This is a genomic window from Geomonas ferrireducens (assembly GCF_004917065.1).
GTDB classification, from domain to species: domain Bacteria; phylum Desulfobacterota; class Desulfuromonadia; order Geobacterales; family Geobacteraceae; genus Geomonas; species Geomonas ferrireducens.
In genome coordinates, this window is sequence record NZ_SSYA01000004.1 from 106,839 (window position 1) to 122,356 (window position 15,518).

A 15,518-nucleotide genomic window follows, 5' to 3' on the forward strand; every position below is an offset into this window, starting at 1 on the left:
TGCGGTGGCCGGAGGTGATCTCTGTTGTTTTTGTTTACTTCTAGGAAGCCAGCGAGACGACGACTATCCCCGATTCAGTCACCCGATACCCTTTGGCCTGGTCCTTCTCGTGATCGTAGCCTATCTCCGTCCCGTCCGGGATTACGACGTTCTTGTCGATGATGGCCCGCCTGATCTTCACGTGACGCCCCACCGTCACGTTCTCGAAGAGGATGGAATCCTCCACGGTGCTGTAGCTGTTCACCTTGCAGCGAGGCCCGAGGATGGTGCGGGTCACCGTGGCGCCGCTCGTGATGCATCCGGCGCAGACGTAGGAGTCGATGTTGACGCCGCGCCTTCCTTCCTCGTCGAAGACGGTCTTTGCGGGGGGCAGGTTCCCCTGGTTGGTCAGGATCGGCCACTTGTAGTTGTACAGGTTAAGCTGCGGCGAGACGTGGATCAGGTCCATGTTCGCCTCGTAATAAGACTCGATGGTCCCTACGTCCTTCCAGTACCCCTTCTCCTCGGCCTTCATCCCCGGGATGATGTTGTCGTTGAAGTTGTAGGCGAAGACCTTGTCACGGTTTTCCAGCATCATCGGGATGACGTGCTTGCCGAAATCGAGATCCTCGTGTCTCTTCTTCCCTTCCAGCAGTACCTCGATCAGCTTCTTGGTGGAGAAGATGTAGTTCCCCATGGAAGCGAAGCAGGTGTCGCGGCCGGGAATGCTCTCGGGCTTTTTCGGCTTTTCCTTGAAGTCGGTGATCTTGTAGTCCTCGTCCACGGAGAAAACGCCGAACCGGCTTGCCTCCTGCACCGGCACCTCGAGTGCCGCAACGGTGAGGTCGGCCCGGTTCCTGCGGTGGTAGTCGATCATCTGGCTTACGTCCATCTTGTAGATGTGATCCCCGCCGAAGATGGCGACGTAGTCGGCGTCGGAGGATTCGACGAAGCGCAGGTACTGCAGGATCGCGTCGGCGGTTCCCTTGAACCACTCCTCGTTTTCCGTGCTGGTCTCGGGCGATATGGCCACGAAAAACTCCCCGAGGCCGGTCCATTTACCCCACGATTCGCGAATGTGCTTGTTGAGCGAATAGGCGCGGTACTGGGTCAGGATGTAGACCTTCTTGATCCCCGAGTTGAAGAGGTTGCTCAGCACGAAGTCGATGATCTTATATTTGCCGCCGAACATGACGCTCGGCTTGGCCCTTCTGATGGTGAGGGGGCTCAGCCTTTCCCCCTTGCCTCCGGCAAGCACCATGGCGATGGTGTTCCCGACATTACTCATGGCGTACATGACATATCCTCCTGGATGCTTTTGCGATTACCTGCCGGGTCACGGCTTGCCGTGCTGATGCTGCTTGCCTTCCTTGTAGAGCACCTCCAGGGAGAGCGTCTCCCCCTTGCGTTCCACCTTCAGTTTGGATTTGTCCCCCGGGTGCTTCTGCTTGATGCCCCACACGAGGTCGAAGGATTCCTTCAGCGGCTCCCCGTCCATCTCCAGGAGCACGTCTCCCTCCTGGAGCCCGGCGCGCGAGGCGTTGGAATCCGGGAGTACCATTTTCACGATAAGGCCGGAGCCCTTGCCGGTCGGCTCGAACATGACGCCTAGCTGGACCTCGGGCTGGGGAAGCCCCTCGTAGGCGTAGTGCACCAGGAAGTCGTACGGCGGCGCGGGAAAGTCCGGCAGATCGACGTTCATGGTCACCGGCTCTTCTTTTCTGGTAACCACCACCTCACGGCCGCCGATGGTGACGTAGGAGGTCGGGACGCGGCGAAACACCCGGCGTGGTATGCCGAAACCGTAGCCTATGTGGTTTCCTCCCGCGATGATGACGAGGCTGCGCTCCTTGCCGGCGGGGCTCGCAAGGTAGCGCGCCGCCGTCTCGGCCATGGTCTCGTCCCACAGGGTCTGGACCCGCAGGAACCCCTCGACGGCCATCTTGCCGTGGCTGTGGTCGGCGAAGATGCTTTCGGTCTGGGCGCGCTGGTACCGGTCGGTGAGGTCCATCTCCGGGAGCTGGGCCTTCTGCTCGGCGGTGAGTGCGGAAAGATCGCCGCTGCGCACCGCCTGCACGATTTCCTTCTCGGCGTTCAGGGCGATCACCGGGATGTGCTTGTCTCTGCAGAAAAGGAGCAGATCGCGGTAGTAGCCGAAGTCCATCCTCCATGTGTCGAACCAGCGCGACTGCTTTATGAAGGACTTTTCGTCCAATTCACCCGCCACCCAGCGGTCCAGCACCGGTTGCTGGGAGCGCGTGAACATCTCCATCCCGAGCGCGACCTTCCCCGGTTTGCGCTCTTCCATCGCCTTCAGGATGTCCAGCTCCAGGCGGTGCGCCGCCGGGTTGTCGTGGGTCTCCCCGATATAGGCGATCCGGGCGTCGGTCACCACAGCGCTCATCTGCTGCGGGGTCACCAGTATCCCGGTCGGAAGATGGATGATGTCGCCGACCTTGGGAGGTGCGGAGAGCGGGTATGGGTTCTCGGGGTTGCCGAGCACGTGGCTTCCGGCGGAGGTTGTGGAACAGGCGGTCATGGCAAGAAGGGAGAGGACGGCGGCGAGCCGCCCCAAGCGGGCTGCGAATGGCATTGCGTCTCCTGAATCAGATGTAGTTGTTTCGGTTTTGCCGGCATGATGTCACGGCTCCGGAAAAGGCTGTTCGGTTGCGCAGGTAATGATACCTTCTCTAATGAACTTGTCCAGCAGCCCCTCGTCATGAGAGGGTGCGAAGAGGGGGTGAGGCTGCACCGCATAGCGAGGCTTTACTCAAACGGTGCGGAGAATGTACCACAACACTTCATTGAGATAAACTGAAAGTTTTACCATTCTCTAATAAAACGGTTGTCGCAGTGTTCTTTTTCATGCGTTGACTGGATGAGGTGTTGCCGTTTTAACTCTCGTCAAGGTTTGGGACGCTAAACGTATGTTTGACGGCCTTTTTTATGTTGACAATATGACAGTCCCGCAAATAGAATCGCCTATTTAATACATATCGGAGGTTGTGCAATGGGACAGCTTTTTAAGGTAGCGGTACTGCCGGGTGACGGCATCGGTCCGGAGGTAATGGCAGAGGCACTGAAGGTACTCGATGCGATCGAAAAACGCTACGATGTGAAATTCGAGCGGACGCACGCCAACGTGGGCGGCGCAGGCATCGATCTCGAGGGGCGCGCCCTTCCGGAGACCACCGTAAATATATGCAAGGCTTCCGACGCCATTCTCTTTGGTTCCGTGGGCGGCCCCAAGTGGGAAACCCTGCCGCCGGACGAGCAGCCGGAGCGTGGCGCCCTTTTGCCGCTCAGAAAGATCTTCGGCCTCTACGCGAACCTGCGTCCCGCCATCATCTTCCCGTCGCTGACCAGCGCCTCCTCCCTTAAGGAAGAGGTGATTGCGGGCGGCTTCGACATTCTGGTGATCCGCGAACTGACCGGCGGCATCTACTTCTCCCAGCCCAAGGGGATCGACGGCGAAGGGCGCGAGCGCGTCGGCGTCGACACCATGCGCTACAGCGTTCCGGAGATCGAGCGCATCGCCCACGTCGCCTTCCAGGCGGCGAGGAAGCGCGGCAAGAAGGTCTGCTCCATCGACAAGGCGAACGTGCTTTCCACCTCGGTGCTCTGGCGCGAGATCGTGATCAACATCGCCAAGGAATACCCGGACGTCGAGCTCTCCCACATGTATGTGGACAACGCCGCCATGCAGCTGGTAAGGTGGCCGAAGCAATTTGACGTAATCCTCTGCGAGAACATGTTCGGCGACATCCTCTCCGACGAGGCTGCCATGCTCACCGGCTCGCTCGGGATGCTCCCCTCCGCCTCGCTTGCCGAAGGGACCTTCGGCATGTACGAGCCCTCCGGCGGCAGCGCCCCGGACATCGCCGGCCAGGGAATCGCGAACCCGATCGCCCAGATCCTTTCCGCAGGGATGATGCTTCGTTACTCCTTCGGCATGGTCGAGGCGGCCGACGCCATCGACAACGCCGTCGCCCGCGTGCTCGACGAAGGGTACCGCACCCGCGACATCTACCAGGAGAAGGCGGGCGAGAAGCTGGTCAACACCAAGCAGATCGGCGACGCCATCATCGCGAACCTTTAATCACAGTGGAGGCAGGTCCGCCTGCCGGTGCCTATAAAACAATTCAACAGAAAGGAAGATCGCCTATGAAAGTCGGTATGGTCGGTTGGCGTGGCATGGTTGGCTCCGTTCTCATGCAGCGCATGCAGGAAGAGAACGATTTTGCTGGTATCGAGCCGGTATTCTTCACAACATCGCAGGTAGGTCAGGCAGCTCCCATGAACGCGGGAACGCTCAAGGACGCCTCGGACATCAACGAGCTGAAGAAACTGGACGTGATCATCACCTGCCAGGGGGGTGACTACACCAAGGCGGTCCGTCCCGAGCTGAAGAAGGCCGGCTGGAACGGCTACTGGATCGACGCGGCAAGCACCCTGCGCATGGAGGACGACGCGGTCATCATCCTCGATCCGATCAACCGCAACGTCATCGACGCGGCGCTTTCCAAAGGGATCAAGGACTACATCGGCGGCAACTGCACCGTGAGCCTCATGCTCATGGGCCTGGGCGGCCTCTTCAAGGCGGGCGTTGTGGAGTGGCTCACCTCGATGACCTACCAGGCGGCCTCCGGCGCCGGCGCTCCGAACATGCGCGAGCTCCTCTCCCAGATGGGCGTGCTGCACGGCGCCGTGGCCGATCAGCTCGCCACCCCGGGCTCCGCGATCCTCGAGATCGACAGGAAGGTCACCGCCACCCTGAGAAGCGCCGAGATGCCGACCAAGGAATTCGGCTTCCCGCTGGCCGGCAGCGTGCTCCCGTGGATCGACCGCGAGGTCGAAGACGGCCAGAGCCGCGAGGAGTGGAAGGGATACGCCGAGACCAACAAGATCCTCGGTGCGACGAACCCGATCCCGGTGGACGGCCTCTGCGTCCGCGTGGGCGCCATGCGCTGCCACAGCCAGGCGATCACCATGAAGCTCACCAAGGACATCCCGATCGGTGAGATCGAGGACATGATCAAGAACGACAACCAGTGGGTGAAGTTCATCCCCAACAACAAGGCCGACTCCCTGGCGGGGCTGACCCCGGCAGCCGTTTCCGGCTCGCTCACCGTACCGGTGGGCCGCGTGCGCAAGATGAAGATGGGGCCGCAGTACCTCTCCGCCTTCACCTGCGGCGATCAGCTCCTGTGGGGTGCCGCCGAGCCGCTGCGCCGCATGCTGCAGATCCTGAAGGAGCGCTAGGAACAGCGGACAATTGACGATGGACAATTGACGATTGTCCGACTGGTCGAACTACAACGGAGCGCGTCGCCCCTTTCTTTTTGGGTGGCGCGCTCCCGTTTTTGTCTTGAGGAGATGTAACGAGTATGAAGAAGACGTGGAACGTAGCAGTGGTTGGCGCGACCGGCGCCGTGGGAACCCAGATGATCGAGTGTCTCGTGGAGAGGAACTTCCCTGTGGGGAAGATCAAGTTCCTGGCGAGCTCGCGAAGTGCCGGGCAGGTGCTCGAATACGACGGCAAGCCGGTGACCGTTGAGGAGCTGACCCACGACTCCTTCGAGGGGATCGATATCGCCCTCTTCTCGGCGGGCGGGGCCCGCTCCGAGGAGTTTTGCCCCTCTGCCGTGAAGGCCGGCGCTGTCTGCATCGATAATTCCAGCGCTTGGCGCATGAACCCCGACGTGCCGCTCGTGGTGCCCGAGGTGAATCCGCACGCCATCGCCGGCTACAAGAAAAAGGGGATCATCGCGAACCCCAACTGCTCCACCATCCAGATGGTGGTGGCATTGAAGCCGCTGCACGACTTCGGCACCATCAAAAGGATCGTCGTCTCCACCTACCAGGCGGTCTCCGGGACCGGTAACAAGGCGATCGACGAGCTGCGCGTCCAGACCGGCGAACTGTTGAACGGACGTCCCCCGAAGGCCGAGGTCTACCCGCACCGCATCGCCTTCAACTGCCTGCCGCAGATCGACTCCTTCTGCGACAACGGTTACACGAAGGAAGAGATGAAAATGGTGAACGAGACCAGGAAGATCATGGAGGCGGACATCGCCACCACCGCCACCTGTGTCAGGGTGCCGGTTTTCTACGGGCATTCCGAGTCGGTGAACATCGAGACGGAGAAGAAGATCACCGTCGCCAAGGCGCGCGAGCTCCTTGAGGATGCGCCCGGTGTGGAGCTGGTTGACAACCCGGGCAGCGGCGAGTACCCGATGGCGATGGACGTGGCCGGAGAGGACCTCACCCTGGTAGGCCGCATCCGTGAGGACGCCACCATCAAGAACGGCCTGAACCTCTGGATCGTCGCCGACAACCTGAGAAAAGGTGCCGCCACCAACGCCGTGCAAATCGCCGAGCTGCTGATCGAGGATTATCTGAAGTAGCCTTTGTAGTCAGACCTGTCCGACTGGTCCGACTGGTCCGACTGGGGCCCCCCAGAACACTATGCGCAACATCAAGCTGATAATTGAATACGACGGCACCGCCTATGCCGGCTGGCAGGTGCAGCCAAACGCGCTCACCATCCAGGAGGTCGTGGAGAAGGCGCTCGCGCAGATGCTCGGGGAGCGCACAGTTCTGCACGCCTCCGGCCGCACCGACGCTGGCGTGCACGCTCGCGGCATGGTCGCCTGCTTCAAGACCGAACGCACCATACCGCTGCGCGCCTTCCGTGAGGGGCTGAACACGATCCTCCCGAACGACATCGCGGTGCGCCACGCCGCTGAGGTGCCGCTCGACTTCCACCCGCGCTTTGATGCGCAGGCGAAGCACTACCGCTACACCATGCTGCTTGACGACCTCCGTTCACCGCTAGCCCGCCACACTGCCTGGCGCGTGAAGGGAAAACTCGACATCGAGGCGATGCGCGCGGCGTGCAAGGTCTTCGTGGGCGAGCACGACTTCGCCGCCTTCCGCGGCTCGAACTGCGCCGCTAAGACCACGGTGCGCCGCATCTACAGCATGGAGCTTGTGCAGGATGGACGCCTGCTTCACCTGGACATCAACGGCAGCGGCTTTCTCAAAAACATGGTCCGCATCATCACCGGGACGCTCATAGATGTTGGGCAGGGGAGACTCTCCGTGGCGGACGTGGCGCGACTTCTCAATGGGGGAGACCGTCAAAAGGCAGGGATGACGGTACCGCCGCAGGGGCTCTGTCTTATGCAGGTTTTTTACCCCCAGCAGGACGGTGAATGACAGGCTTTTAACAGCCCTTTAATCTCCTGCCCGGTTTTTTGTCTTGACATGGGCGGGCGATTCGATTAAATTCTCAATCTTCTGTAAGTTAATGTGCTAATTCCAGATAGCTGTGAGGTTTTCGATGAAGACGCAAGTCGCCAAAAAAGAAGAAGTGACCAGGGATTGGTACCTGGTTGATGTGGATAGTAAGGTGCTCGGCCGTGTCGCGACTGAAATCGCCAACGTGCTGCGCGGCAAGAACAAGCCGACCTTTACCCCGAGTGTGGACACCGGCGACTTTGTCATCGTCGTGAACGCAGAGAAGATCGCCCTGACCGGCAAGAAGTTTTCCGACAAGACTTACTACAGCCACTCCTCTTTCCCGGGCGGCCTGAAAGAGATCACTGCCGGCAAGCTCATCGACAAGAAGCCGGAAGAGCTGATCAAGAAAGCAGTGAAGGGCATGCTTCCGAAGAACAAGCTCGCCCGTCACATGCTCAAGAAGCTGAAGATCTACAGCGGCGGCGCTCATCCGCATGCTGCTCAGAATCCTAAGAATCTGAACATTTAATTCGTTCATCAGGAGATAGAAAATGGCAGTGAGTTTTTACGCAACTGGGAAAAGGAAGTCGTCCATCGCCAGGGTTTGGCTCAAGCCCGGCAACGGCGAGATCATTGTAAATACCAAGACTCTTGACAGCTACTTCGGCCGCGAGACCTCCAAGATGGTCGTCATGCAGCCCCTTGAGCTGACCGAGAACGTCGGCAAGTTCGACATCTTCTGCACCGTGAAGGGCGGTGGTGACTCCGGCCAGGCCGGCGCCATCAAGCACGGCATCACCAAGGCTCTCATCGAGGCCGATGCCGACCTGCGCGGTACCCTGAAGAAGGCCGGGTTCATCACCCGCGACTCGCGCATCAAGGAAAGAAAGAAGTACGGCAAGAAGGCTGCTCGCGCAAGCTTCCAGTTCTCCAAGCGTTAATTCTTCGCTGGGAACAATTGCTGTCTCATTGCAAAGGAGGAATCCGTCAGGGTTCCTCCTTTTGCTGTTTCAAAACTGTTTCAAGGTTTGTGCGTGTCAACTGTGCCACAGCTGTGCTAACATCCAACTTCTATTTCTTTCCGTTGTGAGCAAGGGAGGCCTTTATGATCAAGGTTGCCATAGTCGGTGCCAGCGGTTACACCGGCGTCGAACTGATCCGTATTCTGCACGCCCACCCCGAGGTGGCCGTTACCTGTGTGACTTCCGAACAGAGCGCCGGGCGTCCGGTGAGCGACGTGTTCCCGACCCTGCGCGGCAGGTGCGATCTCATTCTCGAGCCGCTGGAGCCGGTAGGGATCGCCGAACAGGTTGACGTGGTCTTCACCGCGCTGCCGCACAAGGCTGCCATGGCGGTGGTGCCGACCTTCCTCAAGATGGGGAAGGACGTCGTCGACCTCTCCGCCGATTACCGCCTGCACGACGCCGACGTCTACGGGAAGTGGTACGAAAAGCACCTCACCCCTGAACTCCTCCCCCAGGCTGTGTACGGCATCCCCGAGCTGCGCCGTGACAAGATCAAGGAGGCATCCCTCATCGCGAACCCCGGCTGCTACCCGACCAGTGTCATCCTCGGGCTTGCGCCGCTTCTGAAGGGGAAGGTGATCGATCCGAAGAGCATCATCGTTGATGCCAAATCCGGCACGTCGGGTGCTGGGCGCGGCGCCAAGGTCGACAACCTCTACTGCGAGGTGAACGAAGGCTTCAAGGCCTACGGCGTCGGCGGTGTGCACCGTCACATCCCGGAGATCGAGCAGGAGCTTTCCCTTCTCGCGGGGAACCCTTTGACTATCACCTTCACACCGCACCTGGTCCCGATGGACCGCGGCATCCTCTCCACTATCTACAGCGTGCCGACCGGCAAGGTGAGCGCCACCGAACTCATCACGCTGTACGAGACCTTCTACGAGGGTGAGCCGTTCGTGAGGGTGCTCCCGGAGGGAGTTCTCCCGTCCACGGCGCACGTGAGAGGTTCCAACTTCTGCGACATCGGTGTCGTCGTTGATGACAGGACCGGCCGGATCATAGTCGTTTCCGCCATCGACAACCTGGTGAAAGGGGCTTCCGGTCAGGCGGTGCAGAACATGAACCTGATGTGCGGTCTCCCCGAGACCCTCGGCCTCGATTTTCTCGGGATCTTCCCGTAACGGGACGCTCAGACATCCCCTCTCCTGCTTGGAGAGGGGATGACGTCACAAGGTTTTTATGAAACAGGCACGACCCGCAAAGAAGCAGTCACCGCAGCACCCTTCCAAAAAGTCTCCCGCGCAGTTTCTTCCCATCACCTCAGCCGAAGCAAGAGCTCGCGGTTGGAACGAGCTCGACGTCATCTTCGTCTCAGGCGACGCCTACGTGGACCACCCCTCGTTCGGGGTGCCGCTTCTCGCGCGCCTGTTGGAAGCAAAGGGCCTGCGGGTCGGCATCATCCCGCAGCCGGACTGGCGCAGCAAGGAGCCCTTCATGGCACTTGGGCGCCCGCGCCTTTTCTTCGCCGTGGCGGCCGGTGCCATGGACTCCATGGTCGCGCACTACACCCCGGCAAGAAAGCTGCGCCGCGACGACGCCTACACCCCCGGCAACCGGCACGGCGCCCGCCCGAATCGAGCCACCATCATCTACACCTCGAGGCTCAAGGAGGCCTACCGCGACACCCCCGTGGTGATCGGCGGGATAGAGGCGAGCCTCAGGCGCTTCTCCCATTACGACTTTTGGGAAGACAAGGTGCGCCGCTCCGCACTCTTCGACGCGAAGGCCGATCTCCTCGTCTACGGCATGGGTGAAAGCCCGCTTCTCGAGCTCGTCGAGCGGCTGCGCAAAGGTGAGCCCTTTGCCTCGATCCGCGACATCCGCGGTACCGCTTGCGCCGCGTCCGCGATCCCTGAGACGGCCGGCGAGGTGGTCGAGTTGCCCGCGTACGAGAAGGTGGCTGCGGACAAGTCGGCTTACGCAGAATCCTTCCGTCTTCTTTCGCGCGAGCAGAACCCCGGCTGCGCCAAAGTCGTGATCCAGCAGCACGCCGCACGTTACCTGGTTTGCAATCCGCCGGCCTGGCCGCTTTCCGGTGCCGAGCTCGACGCGATCTACGCGCTCCCCTTCGTGAAGGCGCCGCACCCTAGCTACAAGGAGGCGATTCCCGCCTACGAACAGATCCGCAATTCCATCACGACGCACCGCGGCTGCTTCGGCGGGTGCGCTTTCTGCGCCATCACGCATCACCAGGGAAAGACCATACAATCGAGAAGCGAGCAAGGTGTCCTGAACGAACTGGAGCAACTCGCGTCGCTTCCCTGGTTCCGGGGCAGCGTGAGCGATCTCGGGGGGCCTACCGCCAACATGTTCGGGCTCTCTTGCGGCGATAAGGAGGCAGGGGACAAATGTCGCCGTGACAGCTGCCTCTTCCCGAGGATCTGCAAGAACCTCGTCACCGACGACGCCGCCAGTGCGAGGCTTCTCGCCAAAGCTCGCCGCGTCTCAGGCGTCAAACACGTCGCCGTTTCCTCCGGGGTCCGCTACGACCTGATGGAGCGCCAGCCGCGCTATCTGCGCGAACTGGTCTCGCAGCACGTGAGCGGTCTTTTGAAGGTGGCGCCCGAGCACCTCACCGACCGGGTCACTTCGGTGATGCGCAAGCCGGGGCACGACTGCTTCGAGCGGTTCAGGGATGCCTTTCAGAAGGAGAGCGCCAAAGCCGGGAAAAGACAGTACATCGTCCCCTACTTCATCTCCGGACATCCCGGATGCACTCTGTCCGACATGGTCGATCTGGCGCTCATGCTGAAAAGATGGGGGATGCGGGTCGAGCAGGTGCAGGATTTCACCCCGACGCCCGGAACGCTCTCAACCTGCATCTACCACACGGGGGTCGATCCTTTCACCGGTGAGAAGGTGTACGTGGCGCGAACTGACAGGGAGAAGGGGCTGCAGAAGGCGCTGCTTCTGTACCACGTGCCGGAAGAACGGAAGAACTGCCTGGCGGCGCTTAGGGAATGCGGCCGCGAGGACGCCGCTGCCGAATTGTTCGGCGGCAACAACAGGAGGTAGACATGCATTATCTGTTGCTGTATGAGGTGGCGCCCGATTACCTGGAGCGCCGCGGCGCGTTCCGCGATGAGCACCTGGCGCTTGCATGGGAAGCGGCGGCGCGTGGCGAGTTGCTCCTTGGCGGTGCCCTCACCGACCCGGCCGATGGTGCCGTTCTCCTTTTCGCGGCGGATTCCCCCGATGTCCCCGCCGCTTTCGCCAAGGCCGATCCTTACGTCCTGAACGGGCTGGTGCGGAAGTGGACCGTGCGCGGCTGGCATACCGTGGTCGGTCCGCAGGCCCACGCCCCGGTGCATCCTTCCTGACGGGTTCACTGTCGTTGCTTTACACTAAGGGGGCGCAAGCCCCCGCCTGCCGTTCCTATTCCTCGCTTTATTCTGTCTCTTTTCCTGCCGTTCTCTCTCTCAAGATTTAGTTAGCCGCGCCGATACTGACTGTAACGAGTTCTTACCGAGTAATATCGGTCTGAAAAAGCGAATGTCATAAAAGGAGCAACGGCTATGAGTATCCTTCAGAATGTGAAACTGGCACAGAAGTTCGGACTCGTCGGTGGCATCAGTGCTGTATTGCTGTGTATGTCACTGGCGGCCTCAGTGGTCGGCATAAAGAAGATGTCCAGCGGGTTCACCAGTTTCGTCGAAAAGGATCAGGCCATTGCCCTTGCCCTTAAAGACATGTACGCGCAAGGGCTGCAGACCGAGCAGGCGACCCGCAACATCCTCCTGAACCCGGCTGACGAGAAGGCGGCCAAGAACTACTCCCAGGCCATGGACGATTTCGACAAGGCCTACGGTGTCGTCCTCTCGAAAAGCAAGGACCTTCCCAAGGTGAAGGGGGATGTCCAGCAGGTGATGGCGGTCTGGAAGGAAGCGGCAGCGCTGCGCGGACAGGTGCAGGTACTTGCCAAAGAAGGGAAAAAGGATGAGGCGTTGACGTTGCTAGTTAAGGACGAGACGCCGAAGTGGCGCGAGGTGAAGGACAAGCTCTTTAAGTTGAGCAGCTCAAGGCAAAAAGAGATGGAAGGGACGAAGGGCGGCGTCGTGGCCACCTCCGACAGGGCTCTCATCCTGTCCCTGTGTCTTGGCGTTTTCGCCATCTTCTGTACATTACTGCTCCTGCTCCTGGTGGCCGTCGAGCTGAAACGAACCATCCGCAAGATGAGCGTGGTGATGGACGATATCGCGATGGGGGATGGTGACCTCACCAAGCGCCTCGAGATTACCTCGCGTGATGAATTGGGACACCTCGCCCATGACTTCAACCTCTTCCTGGACAAGATGCATGGCCTCATCGCTACGGTCGCGGAGACGACGCACCAGGTATCGGCCGCGGCGGCGGAACTTAATTCCACGGCGGAACAGATGGCGAGCGGGACCGAGGAGGTCGCTTCCCAGGCGGTGACCGTCGCTTCTGCCGGAGAAGAGATGACGGCGACATCGAGCGACATCGCCCGCAACTGCACCACCGCGGCAGAAGGTGCTCGTCGGGCCAGCGATGCTGCGGTAACCGGAGCGGCCGTGGTACAGGAGACCGTGCAAGGGATGGGGAGGATCGCGGAGCGCGTGAGGACGTCGGCGCAGACCGTGGAGAGCCTTGGGACGCGTTCCGACCAGATCGGGGAAATCGTAGGGACCATCGAGGAAATCGCAGACCAGACCAACCTTCTCGCGCTGAATGCAGCGATTGAGGCGGCTCGGGCCGGCGAACAGGGACGCGGCTTCGCAGTCGTTGCCGACGAGGTCAGGGCGCTTGCCGAGCGGACCACGAGGGCAACCGGCGAGATCGGCAACATGATCAAGTCGATCCAGGCCGAGACGCGCAGCGCCGTGAGCGCCATGGACAGCGGCGTCAAGGAAGTCGAAAAGGGAACGCAAGAGGCTGCCCGGTCGGGGGAAGCGCTGCAGGACATCATCAGCCAGATCGACAACGTGACGCAGCAGGTAAGCCAGATTGCGGTGGCCGCCGAGGAGCAGACCGCGACCACCGGCGAGATCAGCGGCAATATCCACCAGATTACCGCGGTGGTGCACCAGACGGCCCAGGGCGCCCAGCAGTCGGCTCACGCCGCGGGAAATCTCTCTGAACTCGCCGAGAGGCTGCGGCGCGTGATCGATCAGTTCAAGCTCTAGCGACGGCGCGGCGGCGGCTTCTCATGGAGGCCGCCGTCAGCATTTGCCGTTTCTTCTTCTCGTAGATGCCGCCGTCACCACCAGCCGCTTCCTTATGCGCTTGCCGCAAGAGAACCGCGCTGAGAGGCGAGCCGGCAGGTTCTCAGGGAAATCGCGGCGTTGTCGGCCACATGCTCGGTGTTGACGACGCAGAGTTTTGCCGAAGCGAGCGCTTCAGTCAGGGCGGTACACCCCTTCTCGAGTTCGAAGCAGGAACCCGCATGGATCACGTAGTCCCGCCCGTCACCGATGGTGATCCAGAGGGCGCCTTGTGTGCAGTGCAGCCGCAAACCTGGCCCCCCACCAAGCCGCAACACTTCCCCTTTTTCAAGCGAGCAGTCCATAATCCCCTCCTTCCAGCGTGATGAGGCAACTATAGCTGGGTCGGAACCATGCGTACAGACACAGGAAAGCTGATAGGTGCCGTGTACAGTGCGTGGCAAGTGATACTGTCCCCGTCGTTAAGCTGTGCAACTGTACCCCTCACTTGCCGGTTTGCCGTACGGCGTATCTGTCTCGTTTGATCCGGGCGAAACCATGCCGGTCTCGCCGTGACGGAGTTGCGAGCCGTTGAACTACCCTGAGCCGCCTTGTGCCTGCTGCGAACAAAGCTGTTTGCCTTAGGGTCGAATAGCTGGTATGTTTTCCGCCTTCGCGGATGTCCTGCTTGTTGCCTGGGCGGACTCGGCAAGCAATGACGTAAGGGCTGGATACTGAAGAGTTTGCATGGTCGGCTCCTTGCAGGCCCCACTCTGGGCGGCGGCATGTATACGGCCGGCGGTGAAAAATATTTCGAATGCCGAGAAAAAAGATGTTGACAGTGAAACCCTTTTGCTTTAGAACAGGGATTCGCTTCGCAACGCAAGGCGCTGAGGCAAAAAGGTAGCAGATGATGGCGAATCAGGCTGGCGTAGCTCAATTGGTAGAGCAGCTGACTTGTAATCAGCAGGTTGCGGGTTCGAGTCCCATCGTCAGCTCCAGATTGAAAAACGAATAGAATCACTTCTGTCTGGAGGGATTCCCGAGCGGCCAAAGGGAACAGACTGTAAATCTGTCGTCATCGACTTCGGAGGTTCGAATCCTCCTCCCTCCACCATACAAACTTCAGATGAGATGAGCTTCTGCTCAAATCAGGAGATCCTGGCGGATCGTTAGTACTGGTTGAGTGGAGTGTGATTCGAGTCAAAAAACTTCAAAGCAGGGAATTGGCGGGAATAGCTCAGTTGGCTAGAGCGTCAGCCTTCCAAGCTGAGGGTCGCGGGTTCGAGTCCCGTTTCCCGCTCCAAAAACAGAATACGCCCACATAGCTCAGTAGGTAGAGCACTTCCTTGGTAAGGAAGAGGTCACCGGTTCGAATCCGGTTGTGGGCTCCATCCCCTTCTAGGAAAAAAGCATCCAATTTAAAGGCTGTAGTAGATACATCAGGGAGGATTCCTCATGGCTAAAGCTAAATTCGAAAGAACTAAACCGCATGTAAACATAGGGACCATCGGTCACGTCGACCACGGCAAGACCACCCTGACCGCAGCCATCACCAAGGTGCTCGCAGGCAAGGGCCAGGCCGAGTTCAAGGCGTTCGACCAGATCGACAACGCTCCGGAAGAGCGTGAGCGTGGTATCACCATCGCTACCGCCCACGTCGAGTACGAGACCGAGAAGCGTCACTACGCTCACGTCGACTGCCCGGGCCACGCCGACTACGTTAAGAACATGATTACCGGTGCAGCGCAGATGGACGGCGCGATCCTGGTTGTTTCCGCAGCTGACGGCCCGATGCCGCAGACCCGCGAGCACATCCTGCTCGCACGTCAGGTCGGCGTCCCCTACATCGTCGTGTTCCTGAACAAGGCCGATATGGTGGACGACGAGGAACTCCTCGAGCTCGTCGAGCTGGAAGTTCGCGAACTCCTCTCCTCCTACGACTTCCCGGGCGACGATATCCCCATCATCAAGGGTTCCGCTCTGAAAGGGCTCGAGGGTGACCCGGGCGAACTCGGCGAGCAGGCCATCATGAAGCTGATGGACGCAGTCGACGCCTACATCCCGGAGCCGGTTCGCGCCATCGACAAGCCGTTCCTCATGCCGG

General features: G+C 60.2%; 14 protein-coding genes and 4 tRNA genes. 15 read left to right on the forward strand and 3 right to left on the reverse strand.

Annotated elements, in window-relative coordinates:
• Positions 1-40 precede the first annotated feature (40 nt).
• Entirely contained in the window at positions 41-1,276 is a 1,236-nt protein-coding gene (glgC, locus tag E8L22_RS20705) for a glucose-1-phosphate adenylyltransferase (RefSeq protein WP_136527009.1), read from the reverse strand.
• Positions 1,277-1,315: 39 nt separating this feature from the next.
• Positions 1,316-2,572 (reverse strand): ChaN family lipoprotein, encoded by a 1,257-nt coding sequence (locus E8L22_RS20710; RefSeq protein WP_136527010.1) that lies wholly within the window; start codon positions 2,570-2,572, stop codon positions 1,316-1,318.
• A gap of 417 nt (positions 2,573-2,989) precedes the next feature.
• On the opposite strand from E8L22_RS20710, the gene leuB reads away from it, so the two are divergent.
• The 10 genes from leuB to E8L22_RS20760 all read left to right on the forward strand — a co-directional run bounded on the left by leuB (position 2,990) and on the right by E8L22_RS20760 (position 13,393).
• Positions 2,990-4,078, forward strand: coding sequence for a 3-isopropylmalate dehydrogenase (leuB, locus tag E8L22_RS20715; protein WP_136527011.1), 1,089 nt, complete (start codon positions 2,990-2,992; stop codon positions 4,076-4,078).
• A gap of 65 nt (positions 4,079-4,143) precedes the next feature.
• Complete coding sequence (gene asd, locus E8L22_RS20720; RefSeq protein WP_136527012.1) at positions 4,144-5,241, forward strand: aspartate-semialdehyde dehydrogenase; 1,098 nt, start codon at positions 4,144-4,146, stop codon at positions 5,239-5,241.
• Positions 5,242-5,366: 125 nt separating this feature from the next.
• Positions 5,367-6,386 (forward strand): aspartate-semialdehyde dehydrogenase, encoded by a 1,020-nt coding sequence (locus E8L22_RS20725; protein ID WP_136527013.1) that lies wholly within the window; start codon positions 5,367-5,369, stop codon positions 6,384-6,386.
• A 61-nt stretch (positions 6,387-6,447) separates the two neighbouring features.
• A complete protein-coding gene (gene truA, locus E8L22_RS20730) occupies positions 6,448-7,200 on the forward strand; it encodes a tRNA pseudouridine(38-40) synthase TruA (RefSeq protein WP_136527014.1) in 753 nt (250 codons plus the stop codon).
• A 124-nt stretch (positions 7,201-7,324) separates the two neighbouring features.
• Positions 7,325-7,753 (forward strand): 50S ribosomal protein L13, encoded by a 429-nt coding sequence (rplM, locus tag E8L22_RS20735; protein ID WP_135872901.1) that lies wholly within the window; start codon positions 7,325-7,327, stop codon positions 7,751-7,753.
• A gap of 22 nt (positions 7,754-7,775) precedes the next feature.
• Positions 7,776-8,165: a 30S ribosomal protein S9 gene (rpsI, locus tag E8L22_RS20740; RefSeq protein WP_129128356.1), complete on the forward strand. Its 390-nt coding sequence runs from the start codon at positions 7,776-7,778 to the stop codon at positions 8,163-8,165.
• A gap of 164 nt (positions 8,166-8,329) precedes the next feature.
• Entirely contained in the window at positions 8,330-9,370 is a 1,041-nt protein-coding gene (argC, locus tag E8L22_RS20745; protein WP_136527015.1) for an N-acetyl-gamma-glutamyl-phosphate reductase, read from the forward strand.
• 58 nt (positions 9,371-9,428) lie between these two features.
• Positions 9,429-11,264 carry a YgiQ family radical SAM protein gene (locus tag E8L22_RS20750; RefSeq protein ID WP_136527016.1) on the forward strand — a complete coding sequence of 612 codons (1,836 nt, stop codon included), beginning with the start codon at positions 9,429-9,431 and terminating at the stop codon, positions 11,262-11,264.
• Between the two features lie 2 nt (positions 11,265-11,266).
• Complete coding sequence (locus E8L22_RS20755; RefSeq protein WP_136527017.1) at positions 11,267-11,569, forward strand: YciI-like protein; 303 nt, start codon at positions 11,267-11,269, stop codon at positions 11,567-11,569.
• A gap of 195 nt (positions 11,570-11,764) precedes the next feature.
• Complete coding sequence (locus E8L22_RS20760) at positions 11,765-13,393, forward strand: methyl-accepting chemotaxis protein (protein WP_136527018.1); 1,629 nt, start codon at positions 11,765-11,767, stop codon at positions 13,391-13,393.
• Between the two features lie 92 nt (positions 13,394-13,485).
• On the opposite strand, the gene E8L22_RS20765 is transcribed toward E8L22_RS20760, so the two are convergent.
• Positions 13,486-13,776, reverse strand: a complete 291-nt coding sequence (locus E8L22_RS20765; protein ID WP_136527019.1) for a DUF2917 domain-containing protein — start codon at positions 13,774-13,776, stop codon at positions 13,486-13,488.
• 560 nt (positions 13,777-14,336) lie between these two features.
• Here E8L22_RS20765 and E8L22_RS20770 point away from each other — a divergent pair.
• The 5 genes from E8L22_RS20770 to E8L22_RS20790 all read left to right on the forward strand — a co-directional run.
• Positions 14,337-14,412, forward strand: a tRNA-Thr gene (locus tag E8L22_RS20770).
• 31 nt (positions 14,413-14,443) lie between these two features.
• Positions 14,444-14,528, forward strand: a tRNA-Tyr gene (locus E8L22_RS20775).
• 112 nt (positions 14,529-14,640) lie between these two features.
• A tRNA-Gly gene (locus E8L22_RS20780) sits at positions 14,641-14,717 on the forward strand.
• Between the two features lie 12 nt (positions 14,718-14,729).
• Positions 14,730-14,805: transfer RNA gene (locus E8L22_RS20785), tRNA-Thr, on the forward strand.
• A 64-nt stretch (positions 14,806-14,869) separates the two neighbouring features.
• The coding region (locus E8L22_RS20790; RefSeq protein ID WP_136527020.1) for a GTP-binding protein at positions 14,870-15,518 on the forward strand (649 nt) is incomplete at its 3' end.

Bases quoted from the DNA above. Each gene is read 5' to 3' on its own strand.
- glgC (WP_136527009.1), bottom strand. From the start codon at position 1,276: ATGTACGCCATGAGTAATGTCGGGAACACCATCGCCATGGTGCTTGCC.
- asd (WP_136527012.1), top strand. From the start codon at position 4,144: ATGAAAGTCGGTATGGTCGGTTGGCGTGGCATGGTTGGCTCCGTTCTC.
- E8L22_RS20710 (WP_136527010.1), bottom strand. From the start codon at position 2,572: ATGCCATTCGCAGCCCGCTTGGGGCGGCTCGCCGCCGTCCTCTCCCTT.
- leuB (WP_136527011.1), top strand. From the start codon at position 2,990: ATGGGACAGCTTTTTAAGGTAGCGGTACTGCCGGGTGACGGCATCGGT.
- argC (WP_136527015.1), top strand. From the start codon at position 8,330: ATGATCAAGGTTGCCATAGTCGGTGCCAGCGGTTACACCGGCGTCGAA.
- E8L22_RS20750 (WP_136527016.1), top strand. From the start codon at position 9,429: ATGAAACAGGCACGACCCGCAAAGAAGCAGTCACCGCAGCACCCTTCC.
- E8L22_RS20760 (WP_136527018.1), top strand. From the start codon at position 11,765: ATGAGTATCCTTCAGAATGTGAAACTGGCACAGAAGTTCGGACTCGTC.
- E8L22_RS20765 (WP_136527019.1), bottom strand. From the start codon at position 13,776: ATGGACTGCTCGCTTGAAAAAGGGGAAGTGTTGCGGCTTGGTGGGGGG.
- rpsI (WP_129128356.1), top strand. From the start codon at position 7,776: ATGGCAGTGAGTTTTTACGCAACTGGGAAAAGGAAGTCGTCCATCGCC.
- E8L22_RS20755 (WP_136527017.1), top strand. From the start codon at position 11,267: ATGCATTATCTGTTGCTGTATGAGGTGGCGCCCGATTACCTGGAGCGC.
- E8L22_RS20725 (WP_136527013.1), top strand. From the start codon at position 5,367: ATGAAGAAGACGTGGAACGTAGCAGTGGTTGGCGCGACCGGCGCCGTG.
- rplM (WP_135872901.1), top strand. From the start codon at position 7,325: ATGAAGACGCAAGTCGCCAAAAAAGAAGAAGTGACCAGGGATTGGTAC.
- truA (WP_136527014.1), top strand. From the start codon at position 6,448: ATGCGCAACATCAAGCTGATAATTGAATACGACGGCACCGCCTATGCC.